The sequence below is a fragment of the bacterium genome, assembly GCA_021372515.1.
GTDB lineage: Bacteria > Gemmatimonadota > Glassbacteria > GWA2-58-10 > GWA2-58-10 > JAJFUG01.
Map to the genome: position 1 here is coordinate 1 of JAJFUG010000194.1, position 13,815 is coordinate 13,815.

General features: G+C 61.6%; 13 protein-coding genes. 1 reads left to right on the top strand and 12 read right to left on the bottom strand.

Going from position 1 to position 13,815, the window contains the following annotated elements; all coding sequences use genetic code 11:
• Positions 1–106 precede the first annotated feature (106 nt).
• Positions 107–1,027 (top strand): glycosyltransferase, encoded by a 921-nt coding sequence (locus LLH00_17470; GenBank protein MCE5273070.1) that lies wholly within the window; start codon positions 107–109, stop codon positions 1,025–1,027.
• A 1-nt stretch (position 1,028) separates the two neighbouring features.
• On the opposite strand, the gene LLH00_17475 is transcribed toward LLH00_17470, so the two are convergent.
• The 12 genes from LLH00_17475 to LLH00_17530 form a co-directional block, all read right to left on the bottom strand.
• Positions 1,029–2,012 carry a GDP-L-fucose synthase gene (locus LLH00_17475; protein MCE5273071.1) on the bottom strand — a complete coding sequence of 328 codons (984 nt, stop codon included), beginning with the start codon at positions 2,010–2,012 and terminating at the stop codon, positions 1,029–1,031.
• Between the two features lie 59 nt (positions 2,013–2,071).
• Positions 2,072–3,235 carry an SGNH/GDSL hydrolase family protein gene (locus LLH00_17480; GenBank protein MCE5273072.1) on the bottom strand — a complete coding sequence of 388 codons (1,164 nt, stop codon included), beginning with the start codon at positions 3,233–3,235 and terminating at the stop codon, positions 2,072–2,074.
• A 35-nt stretch (positions 3,236–3,270) separates the two neighbouring features.
• The gene (gene asnB, locus LLH00_17485; protein ID MCE5273073.1) at positions 3,271–5,109 is read right to left on the bottom strand and encodes an asparagine synthase (glutamine-hydrolyzing); all 1,839 of its coding nucleotides are present in this window, start codon (positions 5,107–5,109) and stop codon (positions 3,271–3,273) included.
• A gap of 13 nt (positions 5,110–5,122) precedes the next feature.
• Entirely contained in the window at positions 5,123–6,157 is a 1,035-nt protein-coding gene (locus LLH00_17490) for a class I SAM-dependent methyltransferase (protein ID MCE5273074.1), read from the bottom strand.
• On the bottom strand, positions 6,157–7,179 hold the full coding sequence (locus tag LLH00_17495; protein MCE5273075.1) for a hypothetical protein: 1,023 nt from the start codon (positions 7,177–7,179) through the stop codon (positions 6,157–6,159). The genes LLH00_17490 and LLH00_17495 overlap by 1 nt, the downstream gene beginning before the upstream one ends.
• Entirely contained in the window at positions 7,176–7,916 is a 741-nt protein-coding gene (locus tag LLH00_17500; protein MCE5273076.1) for a class I SAM-dependent methyltransferase, read from the bottom strand. Before LLH00_17500 ends, LLH00_17495 begins: the two co-directional genes overlap by 4 nt.
• Before the next feature lie 13 nt (positions 7,917–7,929).
• The gene (locus LLH00_17505; protein ID MCE5273077.1) at positions 7,930–8,718 is read right to left on the bottom strand and encodes a DUF268 domain-containing protein; all 789 of its coding nucleotides are present in this window, start codon (positions 8,716–8,718) and stop codon (positions 7,930–7,932) included.
• Between the two features lie 40 nt (positions 8,719–8,758).
• Positions 8,759–9,994, bottom strand: coding sequence for a hypothetical protein (locus tag LLH00_17510; GenBank protein MCE5273078.1), 1,236 nt, complete (start codon positions 9,992–9,994; stop codon positions 8,759–8,761).
• 145 nt (positions 9,995–10,139) lie between these two features.
• Positions 10,140–11,642 (bottom strand): oligosaccharide flippase family protein, encoded by a 1,503-nt coding sequence (locus LLH00_17515; GenBank protein ID MCE5273079.1) that lies wholly within the window; start codon positions 11,640–11,642, stop codon positions 10,140–10,142.
• A gap of 1,011 nt (positions 11,643–12,653) precedes the next feature.
• On the bottom strand, positions 12,654–12,953 hold the full coding sequence (locus tag LLH00_17520; protein ID MCE5273080.1) for a hypothetical protein: 300 nt from the start codon (positions 12,951–12,953) through the stop codon (positions 12,654–12,656).
• A 117-nt stretch (positions 12,954–13,070) separates the two neighbouring features.
• Positions 13,071–13,340: a helix-turn-helix domain-containing protein gene (locus LLH00_17525; GenBank protein MCE5273081.1), complete on the bottom strand. Its 270-nt coding sequence runs from the start codon at positions 13,338–13,340 to the stop codon at positions 13,071–13,073.
• A gap of 239 nt (positions 13,341–13,579) precedes the next feature.
• Positions 13,580–13,815: hypothetical protein (locus LLH00_17530; GenBank protein ID MCE5273082.1), on the bottom strand; the 236-nt coding region annotated here is incomplete at its 5' end.

Consider the following 13,815-nt stretch of genomic DNA (forward strand, 5'->3'; position numbering starts at 1 on the left):
GTTCCAGTGAATTGAATCAGTTACAGCTTGCATCGGCTTAATGCATATCAGTTTGCGAAGTGATTAAGTTTTAATCCAAGCAAGCGGGCTGTATATGGGGTGTGTTATGTCAAAGCTGCCACTGGTTTCGGCGATAATACCAGTTTACAACCAGGCTGCTTTTGTCGAGAAAGCTGTCCAATCCATTCTGGGCCAGAGCTATGGCAACATCGAACTGATCCTGATAGATGATGCCTCTACGGACGGCTCGAACAAAGTGCTGCAGAACTTCGCCGGCCTGAATAGGGTGCGGGTGTTCCGCAACTCGGTCAATCTCGAATGTGCCAGGACGTTCAACCGCGGCATAGAGCTTTCTGATGGAGACTATTTCGGCATCCTGGCCGCGGATGACACCTGGGAGCCCGGTTTCGTGACCGCGGCCGTGGAGGCGCTCGAAAGCCACCCCGAGGCCGCGTTCTGTTACTGCCGGTTGAACCTCATGCAGCGCGACGGTCGGAAAACACCGCGCCGCCGTGACCGGATACCGCACCCGAGTGATTTTTACGGTTTCGAATTCGAAAACATTGTTCGCAACCTCAATCCGATCCCGCACCATGCCACCCTGGTGCGAAAAAAATGCGTCTTGGAGCTGGGCGGCTATGACCCCGAACTCACCACTACGCACGACTGGGACCTCTGGCTGCGTCTGTCGCGGCGCTGGCCGGTCGTCTTCATCGACGCTCACCTGGCAAATTACCGGGTGCACGAGGCCAACGTCTCACGGCAAAGAAGCCGCTCCGGAGACAAGGAGCGGCTGATTGTCGCGTTGCTCGACAGACTGTTTCAGGAAAAGGACCTCCCAGCCGGACTGCGCGGTGAGAAAGAAGCTATATATGCCCGGGCCTACCTGGATATTGCCGAGGGCTACCGGGTGATTGCGGACTACCCCCGGATGCGGCGGGCCTGGCTCAAAGCGATCCGTCTGAGCCATGACCCACGCCTTCTGCTGCAGTACCGACATGTCCTGCTGAGCCTGCTGGCCCGCTGAATCAGGCCAGTGGACGTTCCGGAGGGCAGTTTCTCCGGGCCAGGTACCACTCGACCGTTTTCTCGATCCCCTCGCGCAACGGATAGGAAGATTCGAACCCGAAGTATTTCCTGGCCCGCGAGACATCCAGGCAGCGCCGTGGCTGACCGCCCGGCATGCGGCTATCCCAGACTATCTTGCCCTCATAGCCGGTGAGCGATGCAATCTGGGCGGCGATCTGGCGGATCGAGGTCTCGCTTCCCGTGCCGATATTGACCGGCTCGGCACCGTCATATAGACGGGTGGCCAGTACGATGGCCCGGGCGGCCTCCTCCACGTACAGGAACTCGCGGGTCGGTGAACCGTCCCCCCACAGCACCAGCTCGTTCTGACCGGTTTCTTTGGCCTCGATACACTTGCGGATGATCGCCGGGATAACGTGCGAGGTCTGGGGGTCGAAATTGTCCCCCGGCCCGTAGAGATTACAGGGCAGCAGGAAAATGCTGTTCAGGCCGTATTGCTGACGGTAGGCCTGGGCCTGCACGAGCAGCATTTTCTTGGCCAGACCGTAGGGGGCGTTGGTTTCCTCCGGGTAACCGCTCCAGAGGTCATCCTCCCGGAACGGCACGGGCGTGAACTTGGGGTAGGCGCAGACCGTGCCCACTGCCACGAATTTCTGCACGTCGTTGCGGCGCGCGTGCTCGAACAGGTGAACACCCATGAGCACGTTGTCGTAGAAAAATGTCCCGGGACGGGCTCGGTTGGCCCCGATGCCTCCCACTACCGCGGCCAGGTGGATCACCACCTCCGGCCGCAGGTCGGCGAACACTCTTTCCACGGCCTTTTCATCCCGCAGGTCGTACTCGGCTGAACGCGGCGCGAAAACCTGCCGTGCCCCCTCCGCGGCCAGCTGCCCGAGCAGATAACGCCCCAGGAAACCGGAGCCTCCGGTGACCAGGATTCTTTTCTCAGGGAAACTCTCAGACCACTCGGACTGTATAGCCATCAGGGGTTTATCCTCGTTATGTCTTGTAGACGAAAAATCCGGGCTGCCCGATCAACTGGTTACATGCAAGATTTCAAACTGTCCGCAATCTCGTGGGCCAGCATCCGCGACAGACTTTCCCCGTAGTGAACGATATCGATGTAGAGGTTCTCTTTGCTACCAGCCTGGATATCCGCGCACCAGAAAAAATGTCCACCCGGCGGATTCAATTTTGTGAGGCGGGACATCATGACATAACCGCTGGCTGTCAGGTCTAGTACCCGCTTGGATGTAGCATCCAAAGGGAACACCCAGTTCCGTTTGTCGTACATGTAGACCGGTATAGGCTGCCAGACGAAGCGGGCTTTCACCCCGTAGCCGCTGGCGACAGCTTCGGTCATTTTTTTGTTTTGAAGATAACGTTGGATGATTTGCCCGCACAGGACACTGTCGGCAGAATGAGAGAAATTTTCCTCAGGAACGGAGGCATTCCGCTGAAAGAGCCTGGAAATCTGTGTAAAAATAATATCCGCCAGCGGAAACATTTCTCTGAAGAAAACAGACTTCGATTTATAATCCGGCTTGAAATGCGCGATGGCCCGCAGGTGGTTTTCCAGGCTTCTGGTATAGTTGGGAACGTCGTCCGGATGGCTGAATTCGTTGAGGCCGTCGATGAACACGGCCATCTGCGGGACTTTGCCCTCGAGGAGCAGCTTTTCGAACAACACCCGCTCCTGTGTAGAATAGTACATCGCCCGCCCGAAATTATAGACCCGCACCGGCTTGCCGGTATCCTGCGCGAGAATTTCCTGAAGGCGGGCGGCTATCGTGCAGGAATCCGCCACCCCGTAGTTGAAAGTGGTCGACCCGCCGAAAAGAAACACATTGCAGGCGCCGCTGTCGGGTGGCCAGGTTGAGTCCTCGCCGTTCGAGCGGAAACCGTGCTCGTCCACGTTGACATATTCACCCTTGAACCGCGCTTCCCGGTACTGGGTGAAGGGCTCGTACTCCAGGTTGCGCATCCAGCTTTCGCGCAGGAGCTTGTCCACCTGCGACCGCTCCATGCCCGGGTATAGGCTGTAGATCATGTCCCCGTATCGGCGGCGCAGCGGGTTAGTGTCACCGGCATTTCTCAGCTCGATGAACAGCCGATCGCAGGCGAAATACGCCAGGGCGAGGCTGAAAGACACGGCTGCCAGCCACAGGTACAGGGTGAATAGTCTTTTAAGCGGCCCGTTTTTCACTATCATACCCGTTTGACGGTTTAAACCGCAAGGCCTCACAGTGTCCCGGCGCGACTTTCGAGCCACAACCCCAGGTTCAGCAGGGTCCAGGTGCGGTAGTCGCGGCGCCCGAGCGCGCCGGGACTCACCCCCGGCAGCAGCTCACGCAGGGGGGAGCCCTTGCCGCAGGCCCTGTGCAGCAGGGCCTGAACGGCCGGGTCACTCAGCCACTTGCCGTATGGTGCACCGAAACCCTGCTTGCCTCGGCTGCGGACAGCCTCCGGCCAGACCGATGCGAAACTGCGCCGCAGCAGCACCTTGGTCTCGTGGTCCCGCACTTTGAGGCTCCAGGGCAGGCCCAGGCAGAACTCGGCCAGGTCGCGGTCCAGGAACGGCGCACGGGTCTCGAGGCCCCAGGCCATGCTGCAACGGTCCACTTTTACCAGTATGTCGCCCGGCAGGTAGCAGGTCAGGTCGAAATGAAAGGCCCGCTCCAGCCCGACCGCACTCTCCGGGGGGTAATAATACGCGCCGGGCCGCCAGCGTTCAACCTCTTTGGCCCGCCCCCCCCACAGGGCGCTCCGCTCGGCGGGGCCGAACACGCTCTCGACAAGGCGGGCGCGTTCCCAGAGGTCCGTCGAGCGACGGGCCAGGCCCAGGGCCGCGGAACAGGTATCCAGCCGCCGCCAGCGGTGGCCGCACAGACGGCTCGCCGCGCGCAGCACCAGCCATTTCAGAGTCGAGGGCTTAAGCCGCTCCGAGCGGGCCAGCAGCACGTAGCGCGAGTACCCGCCGAACAGCTCGTCCCCCCCGTCTCCCGAGAGCACGACTTTCACCTGCTGCCGGGCGAACCCGGCCAGCATGTAGGTCGGCAGGTGCGAGGAATCGGCGAACGGCTCGTCGAACACCTGGCACATGCGCGGCAGCAGCTCGGCCACCGGCGGCGCACCCAGGTCGATCTCGCTGTGCGCGGTCGCGTAGCGCGCGGCCACCTGGCGGGCGAACGCCAGCTCGTTTATCAAATCCCCGAAACCGGCCGCGAATGTCTGCACCGGCTGCGTTCTCTCGGCCTGCATCAGGGCCACCAGGGTGCTTGAATCCAGCCCACCGCTCAGGAACGCCCCCAGGGGAACATCTGCCACCAACTGACGGCGCACGGCCTGGGCCAGTAGCTCGCGCAGCCTCTCGGAGGCCTCACTCAGATTCAGTGGCCGGCTGTCCGGGCGCGGCGACCAATAACGGCCGGTCCGCACCTCGGCCCCGCCGGACCACTCGAGGCAGTGCCCCGGCGGCAGGGAGCATACGCCGCGGTAGACTGTCCTGTCCGGCGGGACATATCCCAGCTCCAGGAAAGCGTCCAGCGTGATCAGGTCGAGCCGGGGAACGAGCAGTCCGGAGGCGCTCAGGGCCTTTATCTCGGAGGCCGCCGCCAGGGTGTTGTCACCGCAAAGCGCGTAGAACAGCGGTTTTTCGCCGAACGGGTCGCGTGCGGCGAACAGACTCCGCTCGCGGCTGTCCCAGATCAGGAAAGCGAACATGCCGCGCAGGCGGTCCAGGCAGCCGCGGCCCCAGCGCGCGTAGGCGGCCAGCACCACCTCGGTGTCAGAGGCAGTATGGAAAACCGTGCCCTCGCGTTCCAGCTCGGAGCGCAACTGACGGTAGTTGTAAATCTCGCCGTTGAAACTGATCCACCAGCGCCCGCCCCGCAGGCCCAGCGGCTGGTCGCCAGTGGCCAGGTCGATGACGCTCAGGCGCGTGTGCCCCAGCACCGCCCCGTCGAGCGGCAGTACGCCGTGCGCATCCGGGCCCCGGTGCGCCAGGGCCGCCACCATCACCTCTACCGGCGCGACCGGCAGCTCCCGCCCGGGGTTGAATACGCCGCAGATTCCACACATGGGGAAACGCTCCTCAGCTGCGCCGGGCCAGCACCACCCCGGGCTCGGCACTCGGGCTGACAATTATCCCCTCGATCCCGTCGAAACAGGCCAGGAATCGTTCCGGGGTGATTATTCTCTGGTGCGCGTGACTGCCGAAAAAATCGAAAGTGTTGGTCCAGGTGGTACGGAAGCCGGGCATGAGGTTGTAGTACTTGACCATCCCCGCGCGCCGCAGCACATGCCCCAGCAGCGGTACATAGTTGAGCGCGGCCAGTACGCCGGTCACCAGCAGAAGCTTGAAACGCTCCAGACGGCTGAGCCGTGCGCGCAGGAATTCGTAATACCCGGTCGAAACTTTCCGCACGAGACGCCTGACTCGCGAGACGGCCGCCGGGCGGACATAGTGCGTGGCCAGCAGTAGACCGCCGGGCTTGAGCTGACTGCAAAGCTGTCGCAGGGCCAGGTCCGTGTCGCGCGTGTGCTGCAGCACCCCCTCACAGTAGACGACGTCGAACTGCCCTGGCTCCAGCGGCAGGCAGGTGATATCCCCCTGCACACCCGCCCAGCCCTGGCGCAGCCGCAGCTTGCCGGCCACGACATCGATAGCGCCGGACAGGTCCAGCGAAACCACCTCGGCGCCCTGGTCCAGCAGGTAACGTGACTGGTCTCCCGCCCCAGCCCCGGCGTCCAGCACCAGCTTGCTGCGGAAAAATTCCGGCACCAGACCGAAACGCTCGGCCACCCGGAAACGCAGGTCCTGCTCCGAGCGCATCTCGCTGCTCCAGGTCCACTGCCAGCCGAAGCTTTCCACCTCGTCAACCGCCTGGAAGGTGCCGGTCCCGACAGGCGGCTCCAGCCCCAACGCCTCCAGCCACGGACGTTGACAGGCGGCGGTCTCGGGGGTCAGGCGGGCCACACAGTCGACTATCGGGTACGCCGCGCGGGAGTTCGGCAGCTGCAACGCCCCGCTAAGTGGCACCCCGGCCGGAGTACGGGTCGTGACCCTCGGCTGAAGGGGCTGTCCGCTCAGCGGGTCTTTCCAGCGTATACGGTCGAACAGCGGCATCATCCCTCCGTCACTGTCTGACTGCCGCGTCGTAGTCGTCGGCGCAGGCGCGCCCATAGGTGACGGCAGCCGACACGGGCGAGTTGGCAGCGCAGGTGCATGCGGATCAACCGTTCCAGGGCCCGCGGGCCGCAAAGGCCGCACAGCACCGCCGAAACGATCTGAATGGACAACGGCCGTCGCCGCAGGTAGCGGAGCGCGTGACGCAACCCGCCGGCGCGGTTGCCGGCCCGGAAAGCCTCCAGCATCGCGCGCTTAACCGCGTAGAGCAGTCCAGCCGGGCTGCCCGGCTCACCCACGCGGTAGTGCGCCTCCAGTTCGGACGGCTCGAACACCGGCCGAGACAGCCGGCCCGTCTCCACCCCGGCCTCGCGGCATATCTCCAGCCCCACCGGCTTCCACTTGCCTTTTTCAACCACCTGCTCGTAGCGGATCACTGGCTGCAGCACTCCCCAGAACCGCTCCTCCAGGCCCTCGCTCAACTTGTTGCCCAGCAACTCGAACTCCCAGGGGTTGAGCCCGGGCACCAGCAGTCTTTTAAGCGTGTCCACGCGCCAGAGGGCCACCTGGAGTGTCACCCGGTAGTCATCTCCCGGTGCGAAATATCCCAGTCCCGGCACCCGTTCCAGCCGGTGGGGGGGAGGCAAGAGCGAGAACAGGCGCAGGCAGCCCGGGCGTTCCCGCCGCGCCAGCTCGACTAGGTCGGCCACGGCCGCGGTGTCCACCGTTTCGAGCAGGAAAAAATCCTCCAGGAAAAGGAGCACATACTCGCTGCCCTCCAGCCGATCGAGCATCCTCAGCAGCGACTCGGCCCAGCCGACATCCTCCCCCACGGTGATTGTCGTGACTGTTTCATCCTGGAAGACCTTGAAATTGGTCCCCAGGTACAGCGGGTAGGGACAATCCGGCCAGCGGCGGTGGAAAAGGGCGAAAAACGGGCTCCAGATGTCGCTGTAACGGTCGCAGGAGACCACCAGCAGCGGAACAACCGCCGCCTCCATCTTTCCACCCGGCGCACTCATTCGGCCCCCGGCGCTTTGCGTGCCACCACGTGATAACCGACAGTGGCCATGCTCTCCAGGCCGAGGCGATCCAGCTGCCGGCCCAGTACGGGCAGCAGCAGCGCCAGGGGAACGGACGCGGCCCAGAGCGCGCCGAGCGCCAGATTGAGGCACAGCCCCCGGCCGCCAGCGGGGCGCAGCAGACCGTGAAAACGCAACGTCTCCTGGCCGAACAGGCTGAAAAAGCCCTGGTTGCGTTCCAGACTCTCGATGGCGAACCCCGTCTCGGGCAGGAATTTCCGGTACCAGTGCGGGGTGAACCCGCCGTAATAGTGGTACGGCTCCTGGTGCAAGAACGAGCCCAGGGGCGCGGACAGCAGCAGCCGCCCGCCGCTTTTGAGCACCCGTCCCAGTTCGGCCAGAGCCGCCTCAGGCCGCGGCAGATGCTCCAGCACCTCGAGGCAAAGAACGATGTCGAACGCCCCGTCCCGGACCGGGATATCGGTTATGTCGCACTCGTAGTCCAACTGCGCATAGCGGCCCAGCGTGCCCGGCTCCTTACCGAAATCCTGGGTGCGGTAGTTGCAGTGCGCGAACATTGCGCCGTACTGCCCCGAGCCTGCGCCGGCGTCCAGCACGGCCGCGCCGGCCGGCACCGTGGCGGCGAAAGCGGCCACCCACCGACGGCGTTCGTGGCTGTTGAACGTGTAGCGGCTGCGTTTAAAATTTCGTAACTTTGACAGGAAAACCGACGGCACGGTCCGACACTCCTCAGCGGCGCCTGGTGAACTTGAACAGGCCGCAACCGTAGCTGCTCTGCCTGGCTGACTCCAGCGAGCGGTCTCCGGAGACGATCTCCCCGGCGTCGTCTATCAACAGGAACTCGACCAGGTCGAGCCTGCCGAAAAGATCGAGCACGGTCTGCGGATCGAATACCCGGTGCCCGTCGAAACAGAGGCGCTCGCGGCCGACCGGCACTGAGACGAGCAGGACACCTCCCGGCCGCAGGACCCTCTGTAGCTCTTCGGCCGCGGCCCTGTAGGACTGGGGGGCGACCGGGTCGCCGTAGCGCCCCAGGCCGACATGCTCCAGCACGTGCAGGCAGCTCAACGAGTCGATGGAGCCGGGCTCGAACGGAATGCCGGTCAGCGAGCCCCGACGGTACTCGAAGCCCTCAACCCCGATATCCAGCGGCCGGATGTCAATATAGCACACCCGGGTGAAAACGAGCAGGTGCGAGACGAACCCATCCACCCGCGAGCCGATATCCACGTGATACCCGGCCCGGCTGGCAAAAACGGATCTGGCCGCCCACAGGTCCTGGACGAAGTAGTGCGGATCGACACGGGCGGCCGGAGAAAACCGGTCGTAGGTGTGGTAGCTTATGTCGACGGGAGAAAACTGAAACCTGCGCTCGGTGTCAAGCCGACGGTAGCGCTGAATGTTTCGGAGAAACACGGGGTACGCGGCAAGCTTTCGCGCCACCGCCCGCGGGTCGAATAGCAGCATGTCGAAAAGATCCAGCCCGTACGAGATACATTTTTTCAGATTGCCCCACATCAGGTTCACTCCCGTATCGTCCCTGGTTTCCAGGACACCGTCAACCCGGCTTCGTTCCAGGCGTCGCGAGCAGGCCACGGACCGCCCGGTGCAGAGGTTCGCGCAGCAGGCCGAAACCCAGGCTCAGGAGTACCACCAGGCTGAACCAAGTGCAGACCTGTTCCAGGATGGCGATTGCCTCAACCAGGGCATCCCGGGCCGCCTCCTGATGTGCAACTTTCCCGACCAGCCTGACCGTGGCCACCCCGAACTCGCTCCAGAGCACAATCATTATCGCCGCCAGCAGCAGGCGCAGAATCAGCCGGAACGAGGGGGAGGTTTCGGGGGAACCGTGCCGCTCCATCAACAGCGGCATGGTCGGGATAAAATAGATGCACCTGTAATCGTAGTTGGTGGTGCTGAAAAAACAGAAAGCCAGAACCGAGACCCCGCACAGGAAAAACAGGCCGTCTATCGAACCGCAGCCGCGCAGCGCCGCTTCGCTTCTTGCAGAAAACCCCAGCGCCGTCATCCAGGCAGCCACACTCAGTGCCGCAATCGAGATTCCGGAAACGGCCGGCGCCAGCCCAAGACGGCAGAACAGGAGCAGGCTCCCGAAAGTGTACCTTCCCAGCGGCTGAAGAAAATCCCTCGCGCGTATCAAAGCGATGTCGGCCCGGCTCCACCACAGGAAAAGGGCCAGACCGGCGACGATAACGGCGATCTTGAGCCAGAATGGTCTTTTTTCGCGCTCGGCGCGCACGAGAGCGGTGTACGCGGCAGCCGGATAGTACTTGAGGCAGCTCGCCAGGAATATGAGGCCCACTCCCAGCCAGAGCCTGGATTGCAGCTTTCCGGACAGCAGGAGCACGGACGCCGTCAGAAGGCTGAACACGATCAGGTCGTTGTTGGCTCTTTCCACCCCCAGCATTACCGCCGGGGAAAGAAGCACCGCCGCCGCCAGAATCAGTTCTCCCGGGCCGCGCGGCCTGAGCAGAAGGACCGCACAGGCGAGAAACAACGCCACAATGACTACCGAGGCCGCAGTGTTGAACCGCTCCGTAAGTCCGGTGTACCTGAGCCACAGCCAGACCCTGGAATAAACGTGCGGCCGGCCGTACGGGTCGAGCGGGTTCGCCCTCTGCACGTCGTACCCCGCCCGACTGCCGTCCACCGCCGCAAGGACAGCCAGCATGTCCCCGAAGGGGTGGTCCAGGGCCGGTACTCCGCCGTACACCCACAGCCTGCCGCCGAACATCGCCGCCAGGTATAAAGCCAGGGCCACCAACAGGAACAAAGACCATCGCCTGGAATAAAAAAACCCGGCCTGTCTCACGTTGTCCGGTCGCATCGCTGACGTATCCAACCTTTTCGAGCCGCCTTCGGTTCTCGTGGCAAATGGTTCCGCCCCCGACCGGATGGCTTCCGGCGTTGGGAGCGTGTCATTGGCTGAATGCCCGGACTTTCTGCAATAAGTATTCCCGGACATGGTCCGACTGCCAGGCGCAGAACGCCAGACAAGTGCAGAAACATCCCGCGATTACAAGCAGCATGCCTGCCGCGCCCAGGCCCTTCGGCGCCGCCAGCCGGAAAATCCATCCAACCAGGGCGGCACATAGCAACGGCCGGCCGACATCCAGGACATACCAGCGCCACAGATGGCCCCGCAGCAGGCGACGGTGCATCAGGGGGATATTCGAAACCAAGTAGCCGCAGTTGAGCGCCAGCCAGGCCGCCGCAGCTCCAACGCCCCCGTAAAGCGGTGCCAGTACCCAGACCAGGGGAGCCAGCAGTAGCGTGGCCGCCAGGTTGGTGTACAGCATCAGCTGCGGCCAGCCCGCGGCGAACTGCAGGTTGCCCGGCACGCTGACCAGCCCGTTTAGCGCTGTCCCGATCACCAGCAGCGTGACTGTCAGGTTTGTGTTGTCCGCGGTGGCCGGGTTGCGGGTCCAGACCAGCATGGCCTCGCGCGAGAAGAAAGCCAGAGTCGCGGCCGTGGGCAGAAGCACCACCGCTACGAACTGACATGTGCGGTGGTAGAGCGCGGCCAGACGCTCCGTGTCGCGCTCCTCCACCAACTGGGTGAACCGTGGGAACAGGGCCGAGTTGAAGGGCTGGATTATCGACCAGAGGCCCGAGGCCACCGACCAGGAGAGGGTGTAATAGCCGAACATCTCCAGCGTGATCAGCTTGCTCAGGATCACCTTGTCCAGCTGGCTCAAGGCCATGCCGATCAGCGAATTGCCCGATACGCCAAACGCGTACCCGACCAGGGAGCGGCAGACAGGCAGCCTGAAAGAGGCACCCCCGCCGGGCAGCGGCAGACTTTTCCACAGGGCCGACGCGGTGACCGCGATCTGCAGCAGGCTGACCGCGAGCTGGCTGTAGAAGAAAGCCTCCAGGCCGGGACTGACCAGCCAAAGCGCGAGCGAGATCGTGATTCCGCGCAACGTGCTGAACCCGGCCTGGATACCGCTGGCCAGCACCTGCCGCTGCAGCCCCATCAGGCCGCCCTGATACAGCGCCTGCGGGAACTGGAACACCAGCACCGCCGCCATTATCCGCAGCGAGCGGATCAGGGTGTCGCACGGCAGAGTGGCATTGTTCAGCCACTTCCCGGCCACCAGCGGCGCGGCCAGCCAGAGCGCCGCCCCGAACAGCAGGGCCAGGCTCCAGTAGATCACCTCGAAAGTGCGTAGCGTGTCGCGTTGCAGCCGGCGGTTCCCGCCCTCCGGCGACAGGCGCGCCATTTCCCGGGTCAGGGTCAGCCCCAGGCCGAAATCCAGCAGGCTGAACACGTTCACCAGCGTGATCCAGAACCCTACCAGCCCGTAGCGCTCGATACCCAGAAAATGCAGGTAGACCGGAATGAACAGTAGACTTATCAGGTTGGCCCACACCCGGCCGCCCATGTTGGCGGCGATGTTCCACTTGATCTTTCCCATGCCTGGCCTGTCTGGAGTAGTCAGCATACGGCGAGACAGCCCGCCACGTCGAGGAATTGTCGCTCGATCCACAACAATATTACACAATTCGGGGGAAAATGACATAAGGAAGAAATCTATATCTTTGGAATAACCTTAAACTGACTCTCGGCCAAGTCATAACAAAGTTTGTTAAAACTGGTAGGATTGTACTGAACTACGGAGCACCAGGATTCTGAACTTCAGCTTTTTGCTTTTGAGCCACAAGTTACATGGTACGGGAGCCAAACCAGGTCCCAATCCGTTTATGATCGGCTTTATGCCTGAAAAACCTGCTTAATAGTACATTTTCAAGATATAAAGCGTAATACCTGCAATAAGCACCATGCCCAGAGAAAGATCAGCAGCGTACTGAAAGACCACCTGTGGGGCGAACAAAATATTTTGGTAATTTACCGGCAGAAGGGAATCGACGCCAACCCATGTTATCGCTGGACCAAGGAGTGCATTGCAGATGATTACGAAGTGCCTGCTTGGCGATAATCAGTGTGAGGTAGCCAGTTCTGATTCGTATTGTGCTCCTTCAACCACTCACCCCACCCTCTCCAGCAGACTCACTACCCCGCTTCGAGACACCCTGCCCACTTTTTGGAACATGACGTCTTTCCGTAAGGAATGACATTCAACACCCTGGCACTCTGCCAAAACTCTGCCCGACCTTCCGAATTATGCCTTTATCGCCTAATTTATCCGCCGACTCGAAACGCTGCAGATATATTTCACCAGCGCTTTTGTTTTATTTACACCGTGTTACAGATTCCCCATTTTCCCACCTCAAACATGTTCCCAAGCTGGACGTCGTGGTTCGAGTCCCGTCGCCCGCTCCAGAATATACCCTCCCCCGGTGGACAAACCTCCGGGGGAATATTCCTCCAAACACCTCGCCAATTCTTGCCTATTTTTGCCCAAAAACATACCGAACAGCAGCAAACCTGGCAAATACGACAACCGGGCCTGCCGGGCGCAGATGCGTCAGCCATATGCTTCTGCGCTGAATTTTAAACAGATGCGACATCGAGAGAAATTGCACTGGCCTTGCCGAACTGTCAAGTATTTCTTGACAGTTGCCTCGGGAGTGAGTTCCCGCTCTTCGTAAATATTCTGAATATGAAAACTTACATTCTGTTTGGTAGTCTGGTACAATTCAGCCATCGCAAGCTGAGTCAGCCAGACGGTCTCCCCTTCCATACGAACCTGAATCCGGTTTTGCCCATCCTCGGTCCGGTAAATGACTATTTCCCCTTGAGGCTTTTCCGTCAAGGTTTGGCTCATCTGGTCATCTCCGTGAGCAGGTTCACTGTTTGTTTTCCGATATTCCGCGGGCCGGACTCGATCTCATCCAATGGACGCAGCAGCACAAAGTTAATACACAGCCGGTCACATTTGAAGTCAGCTCTGCCTGGGCAGCAGGAACCATTCCGACGGCCGATGCTCCTGCGGCGGCTCCTTTTTCCGGCTTCCGTCCTGATAATGGCGGTCCAGAAAACTGTCCAGGTCCACCCGTCGAACTTTCCGGAACCGATAGCTCCCGCTGGTTGGAAGCTCCTCGAAAGGGAGCCGTCCGCTTTCCAGCCAGCTACAGATCGTCCCCCGGCTGACCGCTGCATAACGCGCCGCTTCACTGATCGAAAAGGCTCTCTTGTCCTTGAGATTGGCCATCGTTTCTCCCTCACCTCTTGGTCGCCCTGGCCGCCGGTTTTACCACCCTTCCTGATTTCCCTTCAGCCGATATTCGCCGCCTGCTCCGACGGTCGATTTTACTGTGGCGTTCGGGATCAGGGAGGGTGGAGCAAGATTGCAGGGTGTCATACACACCTGCATCTTGCCAGGGGATTGCTTCTCCGAAACCGTCCCCTTGGAACCCCTGGCCGAGGGCAAGGAATAGAGTTTTCCAAACTCTATCTCTCCATCTCCTTTTCCCGCTCTTTCTGTGTCTGGCGCAGCCGGGCCAACATCTGCCTGCGGTGTTCCAGCTCGGACTGACGGTCACTTTCCAGCGCCCGCATGAGGCGCTCGGAATGCAGGCCCCGGCGAACCTGTACTACCGGTCTCAACGCCAGTTGCCGGAGAAACCCCGGCCTATGGAATATCCAGGTCACTTTGACCTGGCCTTTGTCAATCACAACGGTTGCAT

Coding starts and splice junctions, on each gene's coding strand:
- LLH00_17470 (MCE5273070.1), top strand. CDS start 107: ATGTCAAAGCTGCCACTGGTTTCGGCGATAATACCAGTTTACAACCAG.
- LLH00_17495 (MCE5273075.1), bottom strand. CDS start 7,179: ATGAGTGCGCCGGGTGGAAAGATGGAGGCGGCGGTTGTTCCGCTGCTG.
- LLH00_17475 (MCE5273071.1), bottom strand. CDS start 2,012: ATGGCTATACAGTCCGAGTGGTCTGAGAGTTTCCCTGAGAAAAGAATC.
- asnB (MCE5273073.1), bottom strand. CDS start 5,109: ATGTGTGGAATCTGCGGCGTATTCAACCCCGGGCGGGAGCTGCCGGTC.
- LLH00_17505 (MCE5273077.1), bottom strand. CDS start 8,718: ATGTGGGGCAATCTGAAAAAATGTATCTCGTACGGGCTGGATCTTTTC.
- LLH00_17525 (MCE5273081.1), bottom strand. CDS start 13,340: ATGGCCAATCTCAAGGACAAGAGAGCCTTTTCGATCAGTGAAGCGGCG.
- LLH00_17520 (MCE5273080.1), bottom strand. CDS start 12,953: ATGAGCCAAACCTTGACGGAAAAGCCTCAAGGGGAAATAGTCATTTAC.
- LLH00_17490 (MCE5273074.1), bottom strand. CDS start 6,157: ATGCCGCTGTTCGACCGTATACGCTGGAAAGACCCGCTGAGCGGACAG.
- LLH00_17515 (MCE5273079.1), bottom strand. CDS start 11,642: ATGGGAAAGATCAAGTGGAACATCGCCGCCAACATGGGCGGCCGGGTG.